The 21,666-nt window shown below is 60.0% G+C and carries 5 protein-coding genes; 2 read left to right on the top strand and 3 right to left on the bottom strand.

Translation table 11 applies throughout. The features are described from left to right. Positions 1–184 precede the first annotated feature (184 nt). Both ABIB60_RS05825 and ABIB60_RS05820 read right to left on the bottom strand, forming a co-directional pair. Positions 185–7,171, bottom strand: coding sequence for a T9SS type A sorting domain-containing protein (locus ABIB60_RS05825; RefSeq protein ID WP_354578390.1), 6,987 nt, complete (start codon positions 7,169–7,171; stop codon positions 185–187). A gap of 593 nt (positions 7,172–7,764) precedes the next feature. Next, entirely contained in the window at positions 7,765–10,497 is a 2,733-nt protein-coding gene (locus ABIB60_RS05820) for a 4-alpha-glucanotransferase (RefSeq protein ID WP_354578389.1), read from the bottom strand. Between the two features lie 491 nt (positions 10,498–10,988). On the opposite strand from ABIB60_RS05820, the gene ABIB60_RS05815 reads away from it, so the two are divergent. Next, complete coding sequence (locus tag ABIB60_RS05815) at positions 10,989–16,475, top strand: translocation/assembly module TamB domain-containing protein (protein WP_354578387.1); 5,487 nt, start codon at positions 10,989–10,991, stop codon at positions 16,473–16,475. Positions 16,476–16,535: 60 nt separating this feature from the next. After that, on the top strand, positions 16,536–18,974 hold the full coding sequence (gene tamL, locus ABIB60_RS05810) for a translocation and assembly module lipoprotein TamL (RefSeq protein WP_354578386.1): 2,439 nt from the start codon (positions 16,536–16,538) through the stop codon (positions 18,972–18,974). Positions 18,975–19,113: 139 nt separating this feature from the next. On the opposite strand, the gene ABIB60_RS05805 is transcribed toward tamL, so the two are convergent. After that, positions 19,114–21,663: an FdhF/YdeP family oxidoreductase gene (locus ABIB60_RS05805; protein WP_354578384.1), complete on the bottom strand. Its 2,550-nt coding sequence runs from the start codon at positions 21,661–21,663 to the stop codon at positions 19,114–19,116. Positions 21,664–21,666 lie beyond the last annotated feature (3 nt).

Below are 21,666 nucleotides of genomic sequence, written 5' to 3'. Positions count from 1 at the left end.
AGGCATAACTCTACAATACATCCGCGCTTTAACTACAATAAAGGTGCGTTCAGCTAGTTAAAAAGCATGTTGAGCTCTGATTCATTCTGAAACTGAGCAGGGAGGCTGTTTGTACGCAAAAAGGTCCGACCCCGGATTTGGGGTCGGACCTTCGCTGATAAAAGGTAATGGAATAGTAAAGACGCTACTCGGCTTTGGTGAGGCGCTTGGTGATTACCTGGCCATTGCCCTGCACTTGCACTACGTAGGTACCCTTAGATAAACCCGCAGTAGGTAAAGGTTCCTGAACGCCGCCGGTGCTGGAGAAGGTGCGCACTACACGTCCTGCCATATCAGTAACCGTAACGGTATAGCGGCCTGTGGGCATGCCCGTCAGATCCAGATAGGTAGCAGTCTGGTCGGTAGACGGGTTAGGGTACACCGTCACATCAGCTTTAGCGGTGAAAGTTACCGTCTGCACGCTTGTGAGGCTGCTGGTACCATCCGTATCAACCTGGCGCAGGCGGTAATACACGGGGCCGGTTGCTTTCCGGCCAATGCCTTCATCGGTGAAGTTGTAGGTGGTGGCCGTAGACTTGGTGCCCTGACCCTGCACTTCATCAATGGCAGCAAACTCCTGCCCATCAAGGCTGCGCTCCACCACAAAATGACTGTTGTTGAGCTCCTGCGCGGTGCTCCAAGTCAGCAGAGAGTTCATGCCTGCTGCTTTGGCCGTGAAGCTCACCAGCGTAACCGGCAGCGGGGCCACCCCAATAGTGAAGGTAACGGGCTGCGTATTGGTGCCCCCGAAAACATCCACAGTGGTTACCTGCACAGTGTAGGTGCCGGCCTTCAGCTTCGTGCGGTCCTGCACTGAGATGAGCCCGGTAGTGGGGTTGAGCTGCAGGCCCAGCGAGGTGAGCAGGGTAACGCCGGCCGGGTTGGTAGCGGCACTGGCCAAGCCATTGGCGGTAATGGCCCCAGCTGAGCTGTACTTGCCCCCGTTCACGTCAAACACCGTGGTAATGGGGTCGTTGTTCTGGTAAGAGGTGGCCACTGTGCCGCCTTTCACGGGCGAAGGAGTATACAGGGAGTTGATATCCTGACCCACCGGCAGCGTGTACAGCGCCGGAGCCGAGGTGGCATTACCATTGTCGGTAGCCGTGAAGGTGAAGAACACGTTGCCAACGTAACCAGCCGCCGGGTCGAAGGTGAGAAGCGCGGCATCGGCCGCCGGAATTTCCTTGTCCACGGTCAGCGGGATGCCCTGGTAGTACAGTACACCCTGCGTAGAGGCCGGCAGGGCGGTGACTTTGAAGAACGACACTGTCCCATCAGCGTCCCGGCCCAGCAGCGCCGACAACGACACCTGGCCGGCCGAGTTGCCCACCGGAGCAGGTTGGGTGCTCACCACGGCAATGGCCGTGGGGGGCTGGTTGGTGAGGGCCGTGTTCTGGGTGGAGCTGTTGTTGCCGCTATTGGTTTCGGCGGTGGTGGTAGAAACCGAGCCCACTGCCGCAAAAGCCGTAGCCGGGGCCGTGAAGCTGATGGTGTTGGTTACCGCGTTGGCCGAACCGGGCTGCAGAGCCGTAATAGCTGGGAACGTTACTACTCCATTGCCACTGTTGTAAGTGCCACCTCCCGATACTACTACGCCTGCCAAGCCGGTAGGCAGTTGCACCGTTTGCTGCACGCCCGCCGCTGCCGACGGACCGTTGTTGAGCGTTACCACATTGTACGTAGCCGAAGCACCGGGGCTGATGCTGCTGGGGCCGGTTACGGTGGTGACTACATCGGCCTGGGGCGTTACTGTAATCGGGCTGGATGCCGAGTTGTTGGCCGTGTTGGTTTCCGTCTGGTTGGCGCTGGCGAAAGCCAGGGCTGTAAACGAGCCGCTGGCCGGCGCATTCACGGTGACGGTATACGTCACCGCAGCCCCGGCGGCCAGAGAACTGGTAACTGGCAGAGTCACCACGCCGGTCGTGCTGTTGTACGTGGCATTTGCGGGCACCTCTACTCCCGTGAGGCCGGCGGGCAGGTAGAGGATCGGCTGCACGTTGGTAGCACCCGTCGAGCTACCGGCGCTGTTGGTAGCCGTAACCGTGAAGGTAACGGGCTGCCCCGGCGTGCGGCTGCTGATGTTCGCCGAAATGGTAGTTACTACATCCACCGTCTGGGCCGTGGGGGCCGTAACCGTGGTAGTAGCCGTGGCCGAGTTATTGGTGGTTATTTCCTCGTTGTCCGCTGCCGTGTTGGCGGCCACCACCAGTTGGGTAGTAGCTGGGGCCGTGAAGCTGATGGTGTTGGTAACGGAGCCGGCTGGCTGGGAGGCAATAGCCGGGAAGGTGACCACGCCGGTAGCACTGCTGTAGGTACCCCCACCCGACACCGTCACGCCCGTCAGGCCCGTGGGCAGCTGCACCGTAGTAACCGAGTTCTGCGCCGAGGAAGTCCCATTGTTGGTAGTGGTAACCGAGTACACCACCGGGTTGCCCGCTACCACGGTGGCCGGGCCCGTCAGGCTTACGGCCAGATCAGCCACTGGCGTTACGGCCGTGGTTACGGCCGAGCGGTTGTTGGTGGTAATGGTTTCGGCCGTAGCCGTAGATACGGCCGCCACATTGTTGAGCGTGCCACCGGCCGGAGCTGTGTAGGTAATTGTGTTGGTAACAGAAGCGCCGGGCAGCTGGGAGGTAATGGCCGGGAAGGTGACCACGCCGGTAGCGCTGCTGTAGGTGCCCCCGCCCGATACCGTCACGCCCGTCAGGCCCGCCGGAATCTGCACGGTCTGCTGTACGTTGCTGGCCGCCGTGCTGCCGTTGTTGGCGGTAGCCACAGTGTAGGTTACTACCTGGCCGGCTGTGGCCGCCGTCGGGCCCGTGAGCGTGGTAGCTACATCCGTTACCGGGCTCACCCGCACATTGGCAGTGGAGATGTTGTTGGCCGGCATGGGGTCGGGAGTGCCGGATTTTACGCTGGCTCCGGCCATGAGGGTGCCGGTGGCCGGGGCATTTACCGTCACGGTATACGAGGTGCTGCTACCGGCGTTCTGGGTGCCGATGGATGGGAAGGTTACTACCCCAGTCAGTGGGTCATACGTGCCCCCACCCGACACTACCACGCCCGTCAGGCCCGCCGGCAACGACACGGAGGTTACCACATTAATAGCCGGGTTCAACCCGTCGTTGCCCTGCGTAATGGTGTACGTTACTGCTCCACCCGGCGCCACCGAAGTAGCTGAGGGCGAAATGGTGGTGAACAGGTTGGCGCTGGTAGCGGGAGCTCTGGTAATGGTCGTGGCCGCGGCCGTAGCCGAGTTGTTACCCGGGTTAGTGTCGCCGGAAGTGGGGGTTACGCTGGCCGTAGCCGTGAAACCCGCCGCCGGGGCCAGGAAGCTGATGGTATTGTTCTGGCTGGCTCCACCGCTCAGCGTGGCAATAACCGGGAAGGTCACCACGCCGCTGTTGCTGTCATACGTACCGTTGTTGCTCACGTACACGCCCGTCAGGCCGGTGGGCAATTGCACCGTTTGGGTAGCACCCGCGGCCACCGAGGGGCCATTGTTCTGGGTGATAACGCTGAACGTGGTGAGGGTGCCTTCTACCGTAGTGGTCGGCCCACTGATGCGCGTAACCAAATCAAATACCGGTGTGAGGGCAATGGTAGCGGTAGCGGTGTTGTTGGCCGTCTGGCCCAGCTCCACGTCCGGCGTGGCAATGCTGGCCGTGGCCGTTACCCCGCTGCCCGTGGCCGGGGTGGTGAACAAAATCCGGAAGCTGCTGGAAGCGCCGCTGGAAAGGGTGGCGAGTGTGGGGAAGGTCACCAGGCCGGTAGCCGGGTCGTAGGAGCCGCCATCTGGCAACGATACGCCCGCGAGGCCCGCAGGCAGCTGCACTTGGCGGGTTACGCTAGTGGCCGTGTTAGGGCCATTGTTGCTGAAGATGGCCGTAAACTGGCCCTGCGCTCCGGCGTTAACCGGGCTGGCCGCCGCCGTTAACGTTACCGCCACATCGGCCACGGCCTGCACATCCAGCGCCAGCGTGAACTGGTCGGGAGCCGCATTGGGGCCTTGGCCGGTAGTGGTGCTGGTAGTGGCTACTAAGCTAGCCGCGCCCGGAGTAGCCGGAGCCGTAAAGCTGAACTGGTACGCATTGGATGACCCCGCCACCAGGGTTGCCGCGGTGCCGAAGTCAATCACGCGGGTAGTGGCGTTGTAAGTTGCGCCGTTCGGAATAACCACGCCGGTAGCACCAGCCGGCAGCGTAACGGTTTGGGCTACCGTGCTGGCAGTGCTCAGGCCATTGTTGCTGAAGGTAGCCGTGTAGGTACCCGACGGCTGGCCGGCCAGTAGGCTGGTGGGGCCGTTGATAACCGTGGTTACATCCGCCAATGGGTTTATTACCACGGTGCCGCTGCCCGAGTTATTGGCCGTATTGCCGCCCTCGCTGGCATCACCGCTGATAACGGCCGCTGCCGTAACCGAAGGTGCGTTGGCTGGGGCCGTGAACGTAATAACGGAGTTCTGCGAAGCCCCGCTGGCCAACGATGGCAGCAGAGTGTAAGTTACCACGCCGGTAGCCGGGTTGTAGGTGCCGCCGTTGGTGGCCGTTACACCCGCAAGGCCGGCCGGAAGCTGCACCTGCCGCACTACGTTGTTAGAAGCATCGGGGCCGGTGTTGGTGAAAGCTACGTTGAACTGCCCCTGGGTGCCAGCATTAATGGGCGTGGTCTGGGGAGTTACCGTGGTAGCCAAATCGGCCTGGGCGCAGAACGAGATACTGTTGATACCCAGGTTCTGCTCCCGGGCCCCGGTCAGGCTGGTAGATGCGTTGGAATACGTGAGTACCAGGCGCCGGATGGGCGTGGTAAAGCGCACCGTCAGGTTGCCGGCAGCATCACCGGCGGCGGCCGTAGCCGTGCCCCGGGCCGTGTTGGGCGAAATGAAGCCGTTGGCAGTTCCAAAGGTGAAGTTGGAGGCCGTCAGTGCAACGGCTGTTCCGCCAGTCTCCGTTGAATACCCGTCAAACCGCAGGTTGTCGATGAAGTTGGTGTTCGTAATGTCCCGGTCAATATCCTGCAGGTTCAGCGTCAGGTTATCTACTAGGCGGTTGAACAGCAGCGTAACGGTGGCGTTGCCGGCTACAGTTGTGGTGTTCAGCGTCCATACCAATGACTGGCCTTGTAGTACGCCGGCATTGGTACCCACACTGAACACGTTAGTACCCGCTGAGGTAGCCGTGTAGCCGGTGTAGGTGAAGGAGGTTCCACCCAGTGTTTCGGTGGCAGCGCGCCGGTCGCCGGTAGTGGTGGTAGTGGTGTAGTTAAGCGTGCTTACCTGGTTACAGTCGCTCACCGTGAGGGTACGGGTGGCGGTGTTGTTGGCCGTAGCCCCATTCTCGTTGCCGGGGGTAGAGGTGTTGGCTACCAGGCTGTAAGTGCCGGTAGCAGTAGGCACCGTGAAGCTAAACGTAAATGAGCTGGGGCTACCGCTGGCCACCGAAGCTGCCGTGCCGAAGTTAATTACCCGGGTAGCGGGGTCATAGGTGGCGCCCGTCGGAATGGTCACATTGGTAGCACCCACCGGCAGGGTCACCTGGCGGGCTACCTGCTGGGCGGCATCGGGGCCGTTGTTGCCGTACTCCACGGTGTAGCTTACGGTATTGCCCACGTTGGCCGCTACCGGGCCCGCCGTAAAGCGGGTGTACACATCCACTACCGAGCACCACGACATGGAGTTGATGCCAATCAGCTGTCCGCCGGGGTCAGCCACGCCTTCGGCGTTGCGGTACGTAAGCTGCAGGCGCACAATGGGCTGCGGAAACGTAACCACCACGTTGCTGCTGGGCCCGAAGTTGTTGGCGTTGCCCTGGCCGGTAATAGTGTTGGGCGTAGAGAAGTTGTTGGAGTTGTTCGGGGCCAAAGCCACATCTGCCGCCGACAGGGAAATCACCTGCCCGGAAGCGGTGTACCCGTTCAGCTGCAGCTGGTCGCGCCATACGTTATTTACTTGGTCGATATCAGCCAAAGCCAGCGAGAAGTTATCTAGTGGCCGGCTAAAAGTGAAGTCTACCGAGGAGGAAGCATTGCTGGAAGAGGTGTAATCAGCCGTCCAGGCCAGGCTCTTGCCCGGCAACGACTGGTTGTCCTCCACGCGCAAAGTTGTCTGGCCACTGGGAGCCGTGTAGTTGCTGGCCGTTATGGTTACGCCTTCAACTAATACCGACTGCGTAGTCTGAAAATCCTGGCCAGTGGTGAGGTTGGCGAAGTTGAGCGTGCTGGCCTGGCCGCAGATGGTCTTGGCTACCGGAATGCCGTACGTGGCCGTAGTACCGGGGGTACCGTTGGCGTTGCGGCCCCGGTACGAGAATACCACCGTGCCAAAAAAGCCAGCCGCCGGGTCAAACGTCAACTGACTGGCCTGGGCGGCCGTTACAATCTGGCCCACCGTAATGGCCGTGCCGTTCAGGGCCAGAACGCCCTGGGTGGTGCTGGGCACCGACAGAATGGCAAAATCAGTGGCCGCAATGCTGCCGGGCTCCACCGAAAGCGGCTCGGTGAGCGGGGTAGCCGGGGCTCCAGCCGGCACAATCTGCGACACCAAGACGGCTGCTACCGGCGTCTGCTGCACGTTAATGGTGTATGTGGCCGAGCCCGTCGATAGCTCGTTGTTGCTGTTGCGGGCCCGCCACAGGAAGCTAGTGGTAGCCGTAGCGTTGACTACTGGCCGGAAAATAATCTGGTCGTACTGCGAGAGAAGAACCTCATCAGGAGCCGTAGTTATCTGCCGTAGTGCCCCCGATGAGGAATTGTAAGCATATAGCTCCACCACAGCGGGATCGGGCACCGAGAAAAACCGGTAGGCCGTAATTGGGAAGCCGCCGTTGTTGGGAACGTTAAGGTTTGCTATATAATACGCGCTAGTGATTCCGCCCACAGTTATGGACTGGCTGGCTACTGTAGGCGCTGCCGTGGGCTTGCCCGCTACCGGTCCGCCAATTATGGCAGTTGTTACCGGCTTAGTGTCCACAATTTCTGGGCGTTGCTGCCGGAACGAAGGGGGCTGCAGGTCACTGATACTGGGCATTACAGCCGGGAGGGTGCTTGGCGGCGTAACGCGTTGGGCCTGCACGTCGGGTGATGCCAGGCAGATGCTCGCAAGCAGCGCAGCCCAGAGACGTAAAGCTTTCTTCATGGGATAAATAAGTTGGTGCAAACTATATCCAAGCAGTAGCCAACATCTCGGAGTGGAATGCGCCAATGCGGCGGGCTTAGCTTCTCTACTATGAAGCCCACTAGTTTTGCCTCGGCAACTCTTCCTATCCGACAAAAGCCAACTATTGCTGTGTGAACCTACGCAAGCACCAGGGCAAATGGTTCAATGGTCTAGTAATGAGCTACATACATTCTAATAATGGGAATTATCCGTAAAATGGGTCAAATCGGGACAAAGCGTCGGTGCCTGAGTAGTGCCGGTAATGTTATATTTTATCTGATTGATAATCAGAGGATATGAAAGAGTAACCAACTTTGCGGAAATGGCAGCAAATCAGCAGCCGGTGTTGTGCAGCACAACAGTAATTCCGGGAATGAGACAAAAAATATTGTGGCCTCTTCAAGGTCATTTTGCGGTAACCAGAACCGTAAGAGGCTTATGGGCGCAACGTAAGCGCCCTGTAGTTAGGCTAGCCCGGGGCTGACAACTTCCTACTGCGGCAGGCCCAAACAAAAGCGCCCGACCATGAGGCCGGGCGCTTGTAATGCACAATAAAAAAGGGGCGTTTGAGCTTAGTACACTTGGTTGCGGCCGCTTTGGTTTACCAGCTGCTGTACTTCCTGGTTGAAGTCGTTTTCCGCCCGCAGATCTTCCAGTGGGATGTGGAAGCGGTATTTCCAGAAGTGCATAGGGTTGGCGGGCACGTTGATTTGCTCGGCCAGTGGATCCTCGCGGCGCAGGCGGGCATCCATTGCCAGCAAATCCTGGAGCGGGAAGATGGCCCACATAGCCGGGGAATACAGGTGCTGCACCGTTAGCTCCCGGGCTACCCAGGGCTCACAATACTGCGGCGCCTGCTCGCCCCAGTGGCCCAGAATGGTTTCGAAGAACTTCTGGGTCTGTTCCCGGTCCTCTTCCCACCAACCGCGCACTGTACTCATATCGTGGGAGCCGGGGCTCACTACGCTCAGGTACGGCGCCGCGTTGGGGTGGCCGAATTCCACGGTGGGGTCGGAGGGCATGCGCTGGATGTTGAGGCCCAGGATGCCCAGCGCCTTCATCACGCCTGGCACCGACTCGGGCACCATGCCCAGGTCTTCGCCGCAGATGAGCATATCGGTAGCCCAGCGCACGGCCGGTAATTTCACCAGCCCTTGGCGGCGCCAGAAATCCTCGTGGCGGCGGAAGAAGAAGTCGATGTACACCTCGTGCATGCGCGGGCGGCTCTGCTCATCCAACTCCTTGAAGGAGCGGCTGAGGTACACCGTAATGCGGGGGTGGTAGAAATCAGGCCGCAGGTCGTCGGGCACAAACAGCACCTCGTTGGCCAGCTTGTAGAGGCCAGTGCGCAGCCACGTGTAGTGCTCGGTGTTGGCCGGGTCGTTGTTGATTTTTTCCGCAAACACCGCTTCCATCTGGCGCTGGGTGCGCACGTGCTCCTTCAACCGGATTACGCCGTGGCCAGCATCTTCCATAAACTCATCGAACACGCTCTGGGCCTGACCGTGGAAGATTTCCTGCAGGATGTGCCAGCGGATGTAGGGCTCACACATGCGGCCGTAGTCAAACCAGCCCACGCGCTGCTCAATTTCGTGCTGGTGCAAGGGCAAAGCGGGCGAGAAGTGCCCGAGCAAGCCTTCCACCGAGTGCCCCGGAATTTCCCAGATGCGGAAGAACCCCAGGATATGGTCGATGCGCAGGGCATCGAAGTAGCGGGCCAGGTGGCCCATGCGCTGCTGCCACCACTGGTAGCCGTCCTCGGCCATCCGTTCCCAATTGTAGGTCGGGAAACGCCAGTTCTGGCCCGTCACCGAGAAATCGTCGGGTGGGGCACCGGCCTGCTGGTGCATGTGGTAGAGCTCGGGCTGGGTCCAGGCATCCACGGAGTGGCGGTAGATACCTATGGGTAGGTCGCCCTTCACCACCACGCCGTGCTGGCGGGCGTAGTCCACGGCGTCCAGTAGCTGCTTATCCAAGTGGAACTGGGTGAACAGGTGCACGCCAAACTCGTCGAAGTCGGGGTTGTCCTCGCGCACCAGCTCGGCGGCTACGGCCGGGGTACGGAACTCCTCGGGCCACTGCGAGAAGTCAGCCGTGCCAAACCGGTCGCGCAGGCCGCAGAAGGCCGCGTAGGGCAGCAGCCAGGATTTCTGCTCGTCGCGGAACAGCTGGTACATGGGGTCGGCCAGCAAGGCGGCCTTTTCCTGCTTGTACAGCTGCTTGATAAACTTCCACTTGGCGTTCATCACCGGCTCGTAGTCCACGAAATCCTTGGCGTTAAACTCCTCACGCAGCCGGGCTAGCTCCTCGCGGGCGGCCGCATCCTGCAACTCGGCAATGGCATCGAGGTTGAGATACTGGGGGTGCAAAGCAAACACCGAAATGGCGGCGTAGGGGTAGCTGTCCACCCAGGTATGCGTCGCCACAGTATCATTGATGGGCAGAATCTGCACCAGCTTGAGGCCAGTGGCCACGGCCCAATCCACCAGCAGCTTGATATCGGGGAACTCGCCCACCCCCAAGCCCTGGCGGCTGCGCAGGGCAAACACCGGCAGCGCCACGCCGGCTCCGCGCCAGTTGCCAGTAGCGTAGCGGAACTGGTCGTCGGCCATTACGCGCAGGGTGCGCTTGTCATTAGAGGCGGTAATCAGGCGGTCCTCACCGGCTTCCAGCTGCAGAATCTGCTTCTGGCGCGGGTCCCAGATACCATATTTATACTGTACGGTCTGGCCCGGATTCTCCAGGGCCACGTCGGCGCACCAGGTGGGGTAGTCGGCATCCGAAAGCACCACGGCCTTTTTGGCATCCCAGGCACCCAGGGCCGGGTCGGAGCCGAGCACGCAGAGCTGATGGTCGGAGTCAACGCGGGGAGCAGTCAGCTGGAAGCGTACCACCGAGCCAGCCAGGCGGGCTGCCTTGGCAACGGGAGCCGCCGCGGTGCGGCGCATCAGGGCCTTGGTGAAAGCAGCGGTGTGCAGCTCGTTTTCGGGTAGGGCCGGGGCGCGCCAGAAATCTTCCAGCACAACGCGGGTAAACTGGCCGGCATCGTAGCCGATAGTACGGTTGGGACCCCATTCCCAGTGCTTGCCCCCGTCCCGCTCATCCAGCAGCACATACTTATACTCTACGGTACCCAATTGGTCGTCGGGCAGGCTGATTTCCTGGGTCCAGAGGCCAGACTCAGGGTGGTAGTGCAGGCTCAGAGCTTGGTCGAGGCTCCACTGGCCCAGGCTGGGCAAAGAGCCGCATACCACCAGGCGCTGGCCCCAGGCCGTGCGGAAGGGTAGCGTAAAGCGAAGAATCATCGGGTACTGATCAGGTAAAAAATGGGCCCGAAGATAACTCTTAATAGGCTAAAACGGCATTAGTTAGCCCCGTGTAATGAGGCGCTTCCGGGTAAGTTTACCTGATTTTTTTCAAAGCTAATGCCTGATTGATGGGTAGTTGGTGCCGCATTGATACCGGGTAACGGTGGCGGGAGTGAGTGCTCAATAACTCTGCTTCTGCATACCAACTACTGCTTTCCTTGCAGTGACTTTCCGGAAAGCAAGCAGACCCTGCAAAACAACCGGAGGCCGCCTGAAAACGGAGGCAACTACAACATCTATCATCGACCTGTACTTCCCCTTATAAGGTACAATAAGCGTGCAACTCAACAGTTGTCGGCCATCTTACTCGGTCGAATTGCGGGATCAGTCGGCGAAATTGCCTACTTAGTCGTTTAAAAAGACCGTCGCCAACCCATACGGGGGTTTTTTCGTTTGGCCCACTGAGTTTCATTTCTACGCTCTGCCTTTTGCCAGTTACTCTACGTCGTATTCTGTATGGCCTGCTGGGCCTGATTGGGCTGGTACTACTGTTGGTGGCCGGCTTATACGTGTACATTCAAACCCCATCGGGTCAGGATTTTGTGGCCCGAAAGGCTGAGAATTACCTGCGCGACAAGCTGCAGACCGAAGTACGCATCGGCAAGTTTCGCTCTGACTTCAAGCACGCCATCAGCTTCGACGGGGTGTACCTGGAAGACCAGAAGGGCGACACGCTGCTGTCGGTGGGCCACCTGGGCCTGGACCTGGATTTGTGGGCGCTGACCAAGTCGGAAATCAATCTGAAAAGTCTGGAGTTGAATGACGGCCGGCTGGCCATTACCCGCACCGAGCCCGACAGCATCAGCAACTACGACTTTATCCTGAAAGCCTTTGCCACCGGCGACACGAGCACCGTGGCTACCACCCCGGCCGATACCACCGGTGCGGGCTTCAAATACAACATCGGCGACTTACGCCTGACCAATATTCTGCTCACCTACAACGACCAAGTGGACGGCATGAACGTGCGTACCCGGGTGGGTGAGTTGGCCGTGAGCATGGACGAGGTAAACGTGGACGCCTCTACCTATAAAGTAGATCAGGCCGCGCTACGTAACACGGGTGTCACCATCGTGCAAACCAAAGTGCCACCGGATACTCCCCAGGATACGGCCGCTTTGCAGTTGGAATTCGGCCTGAACCGGGCCCAGTTGCAGAACGTAAGCCTGAGCTATAAGAACGACCCTTCAGCCCAGTTTATCAGTACCCGTATTGGCGAGGCCGACGTGACGGCTGACAACATCGACCTGAAAAATAGCCGGGTGGCGCTGAACACGCTCCGGCTCAAGAACACCACCTTCGCCTACGCCCAGAACGAGAACGTGCCAGTGGAGCAGCGCGTGGTAAACCCCGCCGAGGCTGTGCGCGACCTGAACGCCTCGGTGGAAAACGCCACCGGCCGGGAAGCCAGTTGGGTAGTTACGCTGAAGCAGTCGGATATTAGTGGGGTAGACGTGGCCTTCGACAACTTCAACGAGCCCCGGCAGCAGACGCGCATCAAGGGCATGGACTACAACCACCTGAAATTCACGAACCTCACGCTCAATACCGAGAACCTGCGCTACTCGGCCGACAGCACCACCGGCCGCATCACGCAGCTAGCTGGGCAGGAGCAGAGTGGCTTTGTGGTAACCCGCGCCGCTGCCGACGTGCTGTATGACGCCAACCGCATCCAGCTCAACAACCTCGACCTGGTTACGCCCCACAGCCACCTCAAGCGCCGCATCGGTATTGGCTTCAAAGACCTGGCTGCTATTCCCGACGACTTGCCGAATCTGCGCATGAACGGTGATTTGCGCGAGGCCCGCCTGGGTTTCCGCGACGTACTCTACATCACGCCCAGTCTGATTGACACGCCGCCCTTTAGCAGCGGGCCTAATCAGTCGTTCCTGATTTCGGGGCTGGTGAGCGGGCGGCTGGGTGATTTGCGGGTGCAGAACCTGGATTTCGTGGGTTTCCGCAACTCTATCGTGCGCGGCTCGGGTCGGATTCAGGGTTTGCCCAACACCGACGACCGGCTGATCTTGGACCTGAATCTGGGCTACGTGCGCACCACCGAAAATGACCTGCGCAGCCTGCTGCCCAAGGGTACGCTGCCGGAGCTGGGCATCAACCCCAACGCCCCCATGACCATGAGCGGGCAGGTGAAGGGTCGCATCAGCAACCTGGCCCTGAACAACATCAACTTTCAGGGCCTGCAGGGTACCCGCATCCGCACCACCGGCCGCCTGGTAGGCCTGCCGAATACGGACCGCCGCTTGTTCGTGGATTTCAACATCAAGGAGTTTACCTCCACTGCCGCCGACATTCGGGGGATTCTGCCGGCTGGCACCATTCCGGCGGGCTACAACTTGCCGCCCCGCATTTCGGCTACCGGCACGTTCCGGGGCCGGCCCACGGCGTTGGTGTTTGATACCGATTTGAAGGCCAACACCACCTACGGCAATCTGGCCGCCAAGGTGAACGTGGGCGAGGGACCCCAGGGGCAGGAGCCGGTTTCGGCCGTGTTCAGCACCCAGGGCCTGGATGTGGGTAAGTTTATGAACGACCCCACCATTGGTAAAGTCACTGCTAATGGCACCCTCACCGGCCGCGGTGGCCTCGACCCCAACCAACTGCGGGGGCAGCTGAAAGCCAACGTGCAGCAGGCCACCTACAACGGCTATACCTACCGCGGCATCACCGCCAATGTGGACATCGACCGGAACCGCTACGTGGTGGATGCCAGCAGCAAGGACGACCCCAACCTGAACCTGGACGTACTGGCTACCATCGACCTGCGCAACGCCGCCAACCCCACCTACACCGTGGACCGCCTGAACCTGCGCGGAGCCAACCTCACAGCCCTGGGCTTCTACTCCGGCGGCGACTTGCGCGTGCAGGGCGACCTGACGGCCAATCTCAGCGGTTCCGATTTGAATACGCTCAACGGCACGTTCTCCGGCAACCGCATCGTCATTGTGAGCAACAACCAGCCGTTTGCGCTGGACTCGGTGAGTGGGCGCATTGTGCAGCGCACCGGCCGCACGGAGGTGAATTTTGCTAGCTCGGTGGCCGACGTGACGCTGCGGGGTAACACCCGCCTCGGCGACATTGCCACGGCCCTGCAGCAGCACATCGACCGGTACTTTGACCTGCCCGGCGTGCAGTTCCGGCCCGGGGGCGAGTACCGGCAGTTCTCGTTCGAGGCCAATGTAAAGCAGCCCCGCCTGATTCAGCAGCTAATGCCCGACCTCAAGCGCCTCACACCCTTTAAGCTCACCGGCAGCTATGACAGCCGCCAGGCCGACCTGCGCCTGAACACGGCCATCCGCCGCATTGTGTACATGGGCTACGCTATGGATTCGCTGAAGCTGGCGGTGCAGTCGGACCCGCAGAAGCTGGACTACGCGCTGGGGCTGCGGCAAGTAAGTCAGGATACCACCCTCACCATTCCGAACCCCAGCCTCACGGGCAGCATCCAGAACAACGAAATCGGGACCCGCCTGCGCATTGCGGAATCGGACAGTGCCGAGCGGTTAAACCTGGCTGGGGCGCTACGGGTGCTGAACCAGGGCGAAGCCTACGTGTTCCGCTTCGACCCCAAGCTGATGCTGGACCGCAAGCAGTGGGATACGCCCCAGGACAATGAGCTGCGCTACACCACCAGCACCGGGGCCATCTTCGCCCGCAACGTGAGCTTCTCGCGCAACCAGCGCCGCCTCAGCCTCGAAACCCTCACTGGGCCCCAGTTCCCGCTGCAGGTGACCATGCAGAACCTCGAAATCAACGCCCTGGGTCGGGCGGCTGGCTTCCAGGATTCCCTGATTGCCGGGACGCTGAACGGGCAGGCCGTGGCGTTCAGCCTGGGCCAGCCCAAGCAGGCCTTCACGGCCAACGCTACCCTGGGCGGTTTCGCCTTCAACAAAACCCTGATTGGGGACGTGGCCGTGCAGGCTACCAACCCCACCCCCGACCGATTCAACGTGGATGCCCGCCTCACCAACCAGCAGGGTATGGATGTGCGCGCCGTGGGCTACTACCTGGCCACGCCGCCCTCCCCCATTCAGTTTGATGTGAACGTGAACCGGCTGGATCTGAAAATCATCGAGCCCTTCTCCCTGGGCCAGCTTCAGCAGATGGGCGGGGGCGTAACCGGGCAGCTGGCGGTAACGGGCACCGTGAGCAAGCCCGACATCAACGGTACGCTCACCACCACCCCCGATGCTACCTTCACGCTCAGCCAGTTGGGCGCGCCTTTCTTCCTGAAGTCGCAGGAAATTGAGTTTACCAACCAAGGTATCGGGTTCGATGACTTCGCGGTGACGGACTCCCTGGGCAGCAAGGCCATCATCAACGGGCAGGTGCTGACTACGGATTACGTGTCGGATTTCCGCTTCAACCTCGAAGCCACCACCGACAACTTCCTGGCCGTGCAAAGCTCCCGCCGCGAGAATAACCTGTTCTGGGGCAAGCTGTTCGTGGACTCCGACTCCCGCATTACCGGCTCCTTGAACCTGCCGGTGGTGCGCACCCGGGCCCGCGTGGCCGATGGCTCCAACCTATTCGTGGGTATCCCGACGGACGACCCGGTGAAAGTGGAGCGCGACGGCATTGTGGAATTCGTGGATAAGAGCGCCCCCATTGACACCATGCTGGCCCGGCAATTGGCTCTGGACACCGCTCAAACCGCCGGCAGCTACGACATTCAGGCCGTGGTGACGGTAACGGAAAACACGCCCTTCACTATTGTGGTTGATGAAGCTTCCGGCGACAATCTGAAAGTGCAGGCCAACGGCACGCTTAACACCGCCATTGACCCATCGGGCTCCATCACCCTCACCGGTCGCCTCGATGTAGCCAAGGGCAAGTACCAGATGTCGTTGTACGACCTGGCTTCCCGGGAATTCGACATTGCCCCCGGCTCGTCCATCACCTGGAGCGGGGACCCCTACAACGGGCAGGCCAACGTAACGGCCCTCTACAACGTGCGGGCCGCTCCCGCCGAGCTGATTTCGGCCCAGGGTACCACCGATGAAACCCTGAACGCCCTAGGCCGCAACGCCCTGCCGTTTGTGGTCGATCTGAAAGTAACTGGGGAGTTGCTCAAGCCCATCATCGGGTTTGATATCCGGCTGCCCGAGGAGGCCCGCTCCGATTTGCGCGGCCCCATTGAGGCTCGCCTCACCCAGCTGCGCCAGCCTTCCCAGGAAAGTGAGCTGAACAAGCAGGTTTTCTCCCTGCTGGTGCTGGGCCGCTTCCTGGCTGATGACCCCTTCCGCAGCAGCAGTGGCAACCTGGTGGCCCAGCAGCTGCGCGGCTCGGCCAGCCAGGTGCTTACCCAGCAGCTCAATAACCTCACCGGCTCTTACCTTTCCAACCTGGGCGTAGAGTTGGGCGTGAACTCCTACGCCGACTTCAGCAGCGGCCAGGAGAAAACTCGCACCGACCTGAACGTGGCCGTGCGCCGCCAGCTGCTCAACAACCGCCTCACCGTGCGCCTCGGTACCGATGTGCCTTTGGGCGGCGGTAACCAGGCCAGCACCGGCCAGAACGGGGCCGGCGTAAGCGCCTTTGCCGGGGATGTGAGCGTGGAGTACAACGTGCTGGCTAATGGCCGCATCCGTCTGCGGGCCTTCCGCAACAACGCGTATGGCGACATTGACGGGCAGTTTGTGCGCACCGGTGCCTCGCTCATCTTCCAGCGCGACTATCAGACCCTGGCCGACCTGTTCAAGGGCATTGATGATAACGTGAAGGAGGAAGTGAAGCTGGAGCGCCGCCAGCGCCGCCAGGACCGTCGCGCCGGCCGTGACTCCACCAACGCTGCCCCCAACACCCGCCCCGATTCCCTGCGCCAGCGTCCCGTGTCCCGACCCGATTCGGCCCGACGTGCCAACCGCCCGGTTTCCCGTCCTGATTCTACTCGCCGCTAGTTTTACTACCGGAGCGGTAGGCTTCCCGCTGCCGCTTCTCCTTTCTGATTTTCTGCCTGCATGCTGCCTCATCTGCCTTTCCTGTCCAAATCACCACAAACGGCCGACTCTACTCGTCAGGGGGCTGCTCCGCGCTGGAGCGGCTACCGGGCTGCCGGGTTGAGCGTGGGCTTGGCACTGCTGGCGGCCTGTTCGGGCACCAAGTTCATTCCGGAGGGCAGCAAGCTCTACACGGGCAGCACCGTAAAGGTGAAGTCGGAGAGCCCCATTCCCAAAGAAGCTGAACTGACTACGGAGCTGACGGGCGTAATCACCCCCAAGCCCAACGCCTCCTTTCTGGGGATGCGGCCCAAGCTGTATTTCTGGCATATAGGTGAGGGCAAAACCAAGGGATTGGGCCACTGGCTGGCCAATAAGTACGGCGAGAAACCCGTGCTGCTCAGCCAGGTAGATACTCAGAAGGTGAAGGGGCTGATGATAAACCGCTTGTACAACAACGGCTACTTCCAGCCGGTGGTGCACAGTAAAGTGCAGGTGAAGGGCCAGGCCGCTTCCGTTGACTACACGGCTACCGTGGGCCGGCCCTACACCATCAAGGAAATTCACTTTCCCGAGGGCGACTCCCTGTTGCCCCGGGCCATGCGCGCTACCCAGGCGGCTTCTTTGCTGAAAGTGGGTGACCCGTATAGCCTGCAAACCTTCACCAACGAGCGACTCCGCATCGACCAGGCCGTGAAAAACCAGGGGTTTTACTATTTCAACCCCGACTACATTCTGTTCCAGGTAGACAGCACCCTGAATAACCAGGTGAACATTTACTTGAAAATTAAGGGTAAAACCCCGGAGCAGGCTACCAAACCCTACATTTTGGATCGGGTGCGGTTGAATACCGACTACACCCTGAACGATACGACGGTGAGTGAGCGGCCCATTCGCTACCAGGGCTACATCTACTACCCCGATGAGAAGGTGTTCAAGGCCAAGGCCATCACCAACGCCGTATTCCTCTACCCCGATAGCCTGTACCGCCGCCGCCGCCAGGACCAGACGCTGAGCCGCCTGATGAGTCTGGGGACTTTTAAGTACGTAGATATCGGCTTCCGGCCCGCCCGCCAGAAGGCCGACTCGGCTGGCTACGGCTTCCTGAACTCCTACGTACGCATGACCCAGCTGCCCAAAAAGAGCCTCCGGGCCGAGGTGCTGCTGGTAAGCAAATCCAACGGGTTTACCGGGCCGGGCTTTCAGGTGCAGTTCCGGAACCGCTCGGCTTTGCGCGGGGCTGAGCAGCTTTTGGTAAACGTAACCGGCACTTTCGAAAACCAAACCCGTAGCAACACCAACACTATTGGCCTCACTAGCTATGAGCTGGGGGCCAATGCCCAACTGGTGGTGCCCCGCCTCATCACCCCACCCTTCGATATCCGGCTCAAAAATTCTGATTTTCAGCCCCGCACTACGTTTGGCATAGGTGCCAAAACCGTTACCCGCCTCGATGCCTTCACCCAGCAGGCGTTCAACGTAAACTACGGCTATACCTGGAAAAATAAACTCACCAACGAGCATGAGCTGCGTCCCATTGACGTACAATATCTGCGCTTGAGCGATACCAAACCCGCTTTCGATTCTTTGCTGCGGGAGCGGCCGTTCCTGGCTAACTCTTTCCGTCAGCAGTTTGTGCTGGCCAGCTCCTACCGCTACACTTACAACCAGCAGGCCCTGGAGCAGCGCCGCAACCAAGTGTATTTCAGCGGAGGCATTGAGGTGGCCGGCAACCTGGCGTACCTCGTCAGCTCACTAAGTGGGCAGCCGCGCGTTACCAATGAAGATGGTAGCCAGGCGTACACCTTGCTTGATCAGCAGTTTGCCCAGTACACCAAGGTCGATCTGGAGTTCCGCAACTACTTCCGCACCTCAGCCAACCCCAGCAGCGGCAACAAGTTTGCCACCCGCTTGCTGGTGGGCGTGGGCCTGCCCTACCAGAACTCCACGGTATTGCCCTACCTGAAACAGTACGGCATTGGTGGGCCCAACAGCGTGCGGGCCTTTGCCGCCCGGGGCCTGGGGCCGGGTACCTACCGCGCCCCCATTGCCAGTGAAAACAGCTCGTTCTACGACCAGGTGGGCGACATGCGCATTGAAGCTAACGCCGAGTACCGCCAGGATCTGTTCCCCTACGTGAAGGGCGCTTTATTCGTGGATGCCGGCAACATCTGGCTCATCAACCAAGACCCCAGCCGTATAACCGTGGATGAGAATGGCAACCCTGACGGCAAAAACGGGCAGTTTTCGCCCAGTACATTTTTGAAAGAACTGGCAGTAGGGGCTGGGGCCGGTATCCGTATTGATGTGCAGTTCTTCGTTATTCGCTTCGATTACGCCTACCCACTACGGGTACCCTACACCAACAACGAAGTTATTCGGCCTAGCCTCAATCAGTCGTTCAATAAAGTTGATCTGGGAGCCGGCCGCCTGAATATTGCCATTGGCTACCCATTCTAATAACGCGTACAGGCTAGCTCAAAAAAATATCATCCTGAGCAAAGCGAAGGACCTTATTCCGTTAGAGTATGCCGTTTCCACGAGCATCTTTCTAACGGGATAAGGTCCTTCGCTTTGCTCAGGATAACAATACTGCTTTCTAAGCCTCAGCGGCCATTCTTATTTCAACTGGGGCACCCACGGTTTTGCGGGTAGGCACTACAGTTACCACCACGTACTTGGAAGTGGGGGTGTTGCTGGTTTTGGCTACGCTGCCCACCGGTACTAAAGGGTTGGCCTCCGGGAAATAAGCGGCCACATTGCCTTTCGGAATATCGTAGGGCACAGCAATGAACTTCTCTACCGTGCGCTTCTCGCCTTTGAAATGGCTGGTGATGTCGATCAGGCCTTTCGCCTCAACGCCCCGCTCTGCCATGTCCTCAGGGTTCATGAACAGCACCCGCCGCTCACCATGCACGCCCCGGTACCGGTCGTTGTACTCGTAGATGGTGGTGTTGAACTGGTCGTGGCTGCGCACCGTCATCAGAATAAGCTGGTTGGGCTCGTTGGTATACTTCTCCAACTCGGTGGTAGTGAAGTTGGCCATACCGTTTTTGGTGGTAAACTTCCGTTCGCGGGGGCCGTTGGGCAGGTAGAACCCGCCGGGGCGGCGCAGCTTCTCGTTGAAGTTCTCGAAGCCCGGAATTACGCGGCTGATGTGGTCCCGGATGACGTCGTAGTTCTCCGTCATGGCCACCCAGTCGGCAATGTTGATTTTGCTACCGAAGGTGGCAATAGCTATACCGCAGAGGATGGCTACTTCGCTCATCATCTGACCTTCCAGCGGCACCAATACGCCCTTGTTCTGGCTGACCACGCCCATGGAGTTTTCGCAGGAAGTCATCTGGTGGCCCGACTTCTGCATGTCCACATCGGCGTGGGTGAAGCAGGGCAGCAGCAGGCTGGTTTCGCCGGTGGTCAGGTGGCCCCGGTTGAGCTTGGTGCCCACGAATACCGTCAGCTTCTGCTTGCGCATGCCCTCGGCAATTACCTCCGTATCGGGGCCGGCGGCCAGCAGGTTGCCGCCCAGGCTGAAGAATACCTTGGTTTTGCCCTTGTACATGGCCTTGATGGCTTCCACGGTATCGTAGCCGTGCTCGTAAGGCGGCTGGAAGTTAAACTCCTTGCCCAACGAGTCCTGAAACTCCTTAGTAGGCTGCTCCCAGATGCCCATGGTCCGGTCGCCCTGCACATTGGAGTGGCCGCGTACCGGGCAGGTGCCCGCGCCGGGCTTACCGATGGCGCCCTTCATCAACTGCAGGTTTACAATTTCCTGGATGGTTTGCACGCCCTGGCGTTGTTGGGTAACGCCCATGGCCCAGCAGGTGACAATCTTCTGCTTGGTAGCCAGCATGTTGGCCGCTTCCAACAGTTGCCCCCGTGAAATGCCGCTCAATTCCTCAATATCCTCCCAGGAAGTATTGCGGATATTCTGCTCAAACGACTCGAAGCCAGTAGTATACTTGTCGATGAAGGGCCGGTCAACTACTGCGCCAGGGTTGCGGTCCTCCGCCTCAAACAGGTGCTTCATAATGCCGCGCAGCAGGGCCATATCTCCATCCACGCGCACCTGCAGGAACAGGTCGGTAATCTGGGTGCCGTCGCCGAGCAAGGCGCCCAGAGCCCGGAAGGGGTTCATGAAGTCCTGAGGATTCTTGAAAGCCAGCAGGCCCGCTTCCGGCAGGGGGTTTACCGAAATGATTTTGGCCCCGTTGCGCTTGGCCTTCTGCAGGGCCGTGAGCATGCGTGGATGGTTGGTGCCGGGGTTCTGCCCGATAATCAGGATAACCTCGGCCTCATGAATATCATTAAGCGTAACGGAGCCCTTGCCCAGGCCCAGCGTGGGGCTCAAGGCCGCTCCGCTGCTCTCGTGGCACATATTCGAGCAGTCGGGTAGGTTGTTGGTACCCAGGAGCTTGGCAAACAGCTGAAACAGGAAAGCCGGCTCGTTGGGTACTTTGCCCGAGGTATAGAACACGGCTTCGTCGGGCGAGGCCAGGGCGTTCAGGTTATCGGCAATCAGCTGGAACGCATCAGGCCAAGCAATTGGGGAGTAGTGGTTGTCGCCGGGGCGCTTTACCAGCGGGTGCGTGAGGCGGCCGGCATTGTTCTGGTCCCGGTCGGTCATCTGGGAAAGCTGGGCCAGACTGTGCTTGGCAAAGAACTCCGGGCCGGCGGCTTTGTCGTCGGCATCCGAAGCGGTGGCTTTGGCCCCGTTCTCGCAGAACTCGGCCACCGAGCGGTGGTCGTCCGGGTCGGGCCAGGCGCAGCTGGAGCAGTCAAAACCGTCCTTCTGGTTCATTTTGAGCAGGCCCCGGGTGCCGCGGTTCACGCCGCCCTCACTCCAACTGAACTCCATGGATTTGATAACCGCCGTAACGCCGGCCGCCACCTTGGCGCGCTCCTCCAGCTTGAGGCCGGTGGGTGCTTCCGGGGGTTGCGCCAGAATGGGGTGGTGGTACTTGGCGTTGGCTACGTCGGGGGCTGGTATCACGCTTTCGTCACGTTGGTGTTGAGGGTCGGGGCGGTAGTGGTCGGGGGCGGGAGCAGTACCCTGGTCGGGCCGCTCCCCGCTTTTAGGCTTGTTCTCGGCCTTTTGCTGGTGAGTATTGCCCGCGTTGCCGGGGTTATTGATGGGAGACTCTTCCATGGT

The sequence above is a fragment of the Hymenobacter sp. UYP22 genome (genome assembly GCF_040547285.1).
In the GTDB taxonomy this organism is placed as follows: domain Bacteria; phylum Bacteroidota; class Bacteroidia; order Cytophagales; family Hymenobacteraceae; genus Hymenobacter.
This window is presented reverse-complemented; position numbering and strand designations above follow the sequence as displayed.

What these genes read in the sequence shown, in the direction of transcription:
- ABIB60_RS05805 (WP_354578384.1), bottom strand. Translation starts at nt 21,663, where the DNA reads ATGGAAGAGTCTCCCATCAATAACCCCGGCAACGCGGGCAATACTCAC.
- tamL (WP_354578386.1), top strand. Translation starts at nt 16,536, where the DNA reads ATGCTGCCTCATCTGCCTTTCCTGTCCAAATCACCACAAACGGCCGAC.
- ABIB60_RS05825 (WP_354578390.1), bottom strand. Translation starts at nt 7,171, where the DNA reads ATGAAGAAAGCTTTACGTCTCTGGGCTGCGCTGCTTGCGAGCATCTGC.
- ABIB60_RS05820 (WP_354578389.1), bottom strand. Translation starts at nt 10,497, where the DNA reads ATGATTCTTCGCTTTACGCTACCCTTCCGCACGGCCTGGGGCCAGCGC.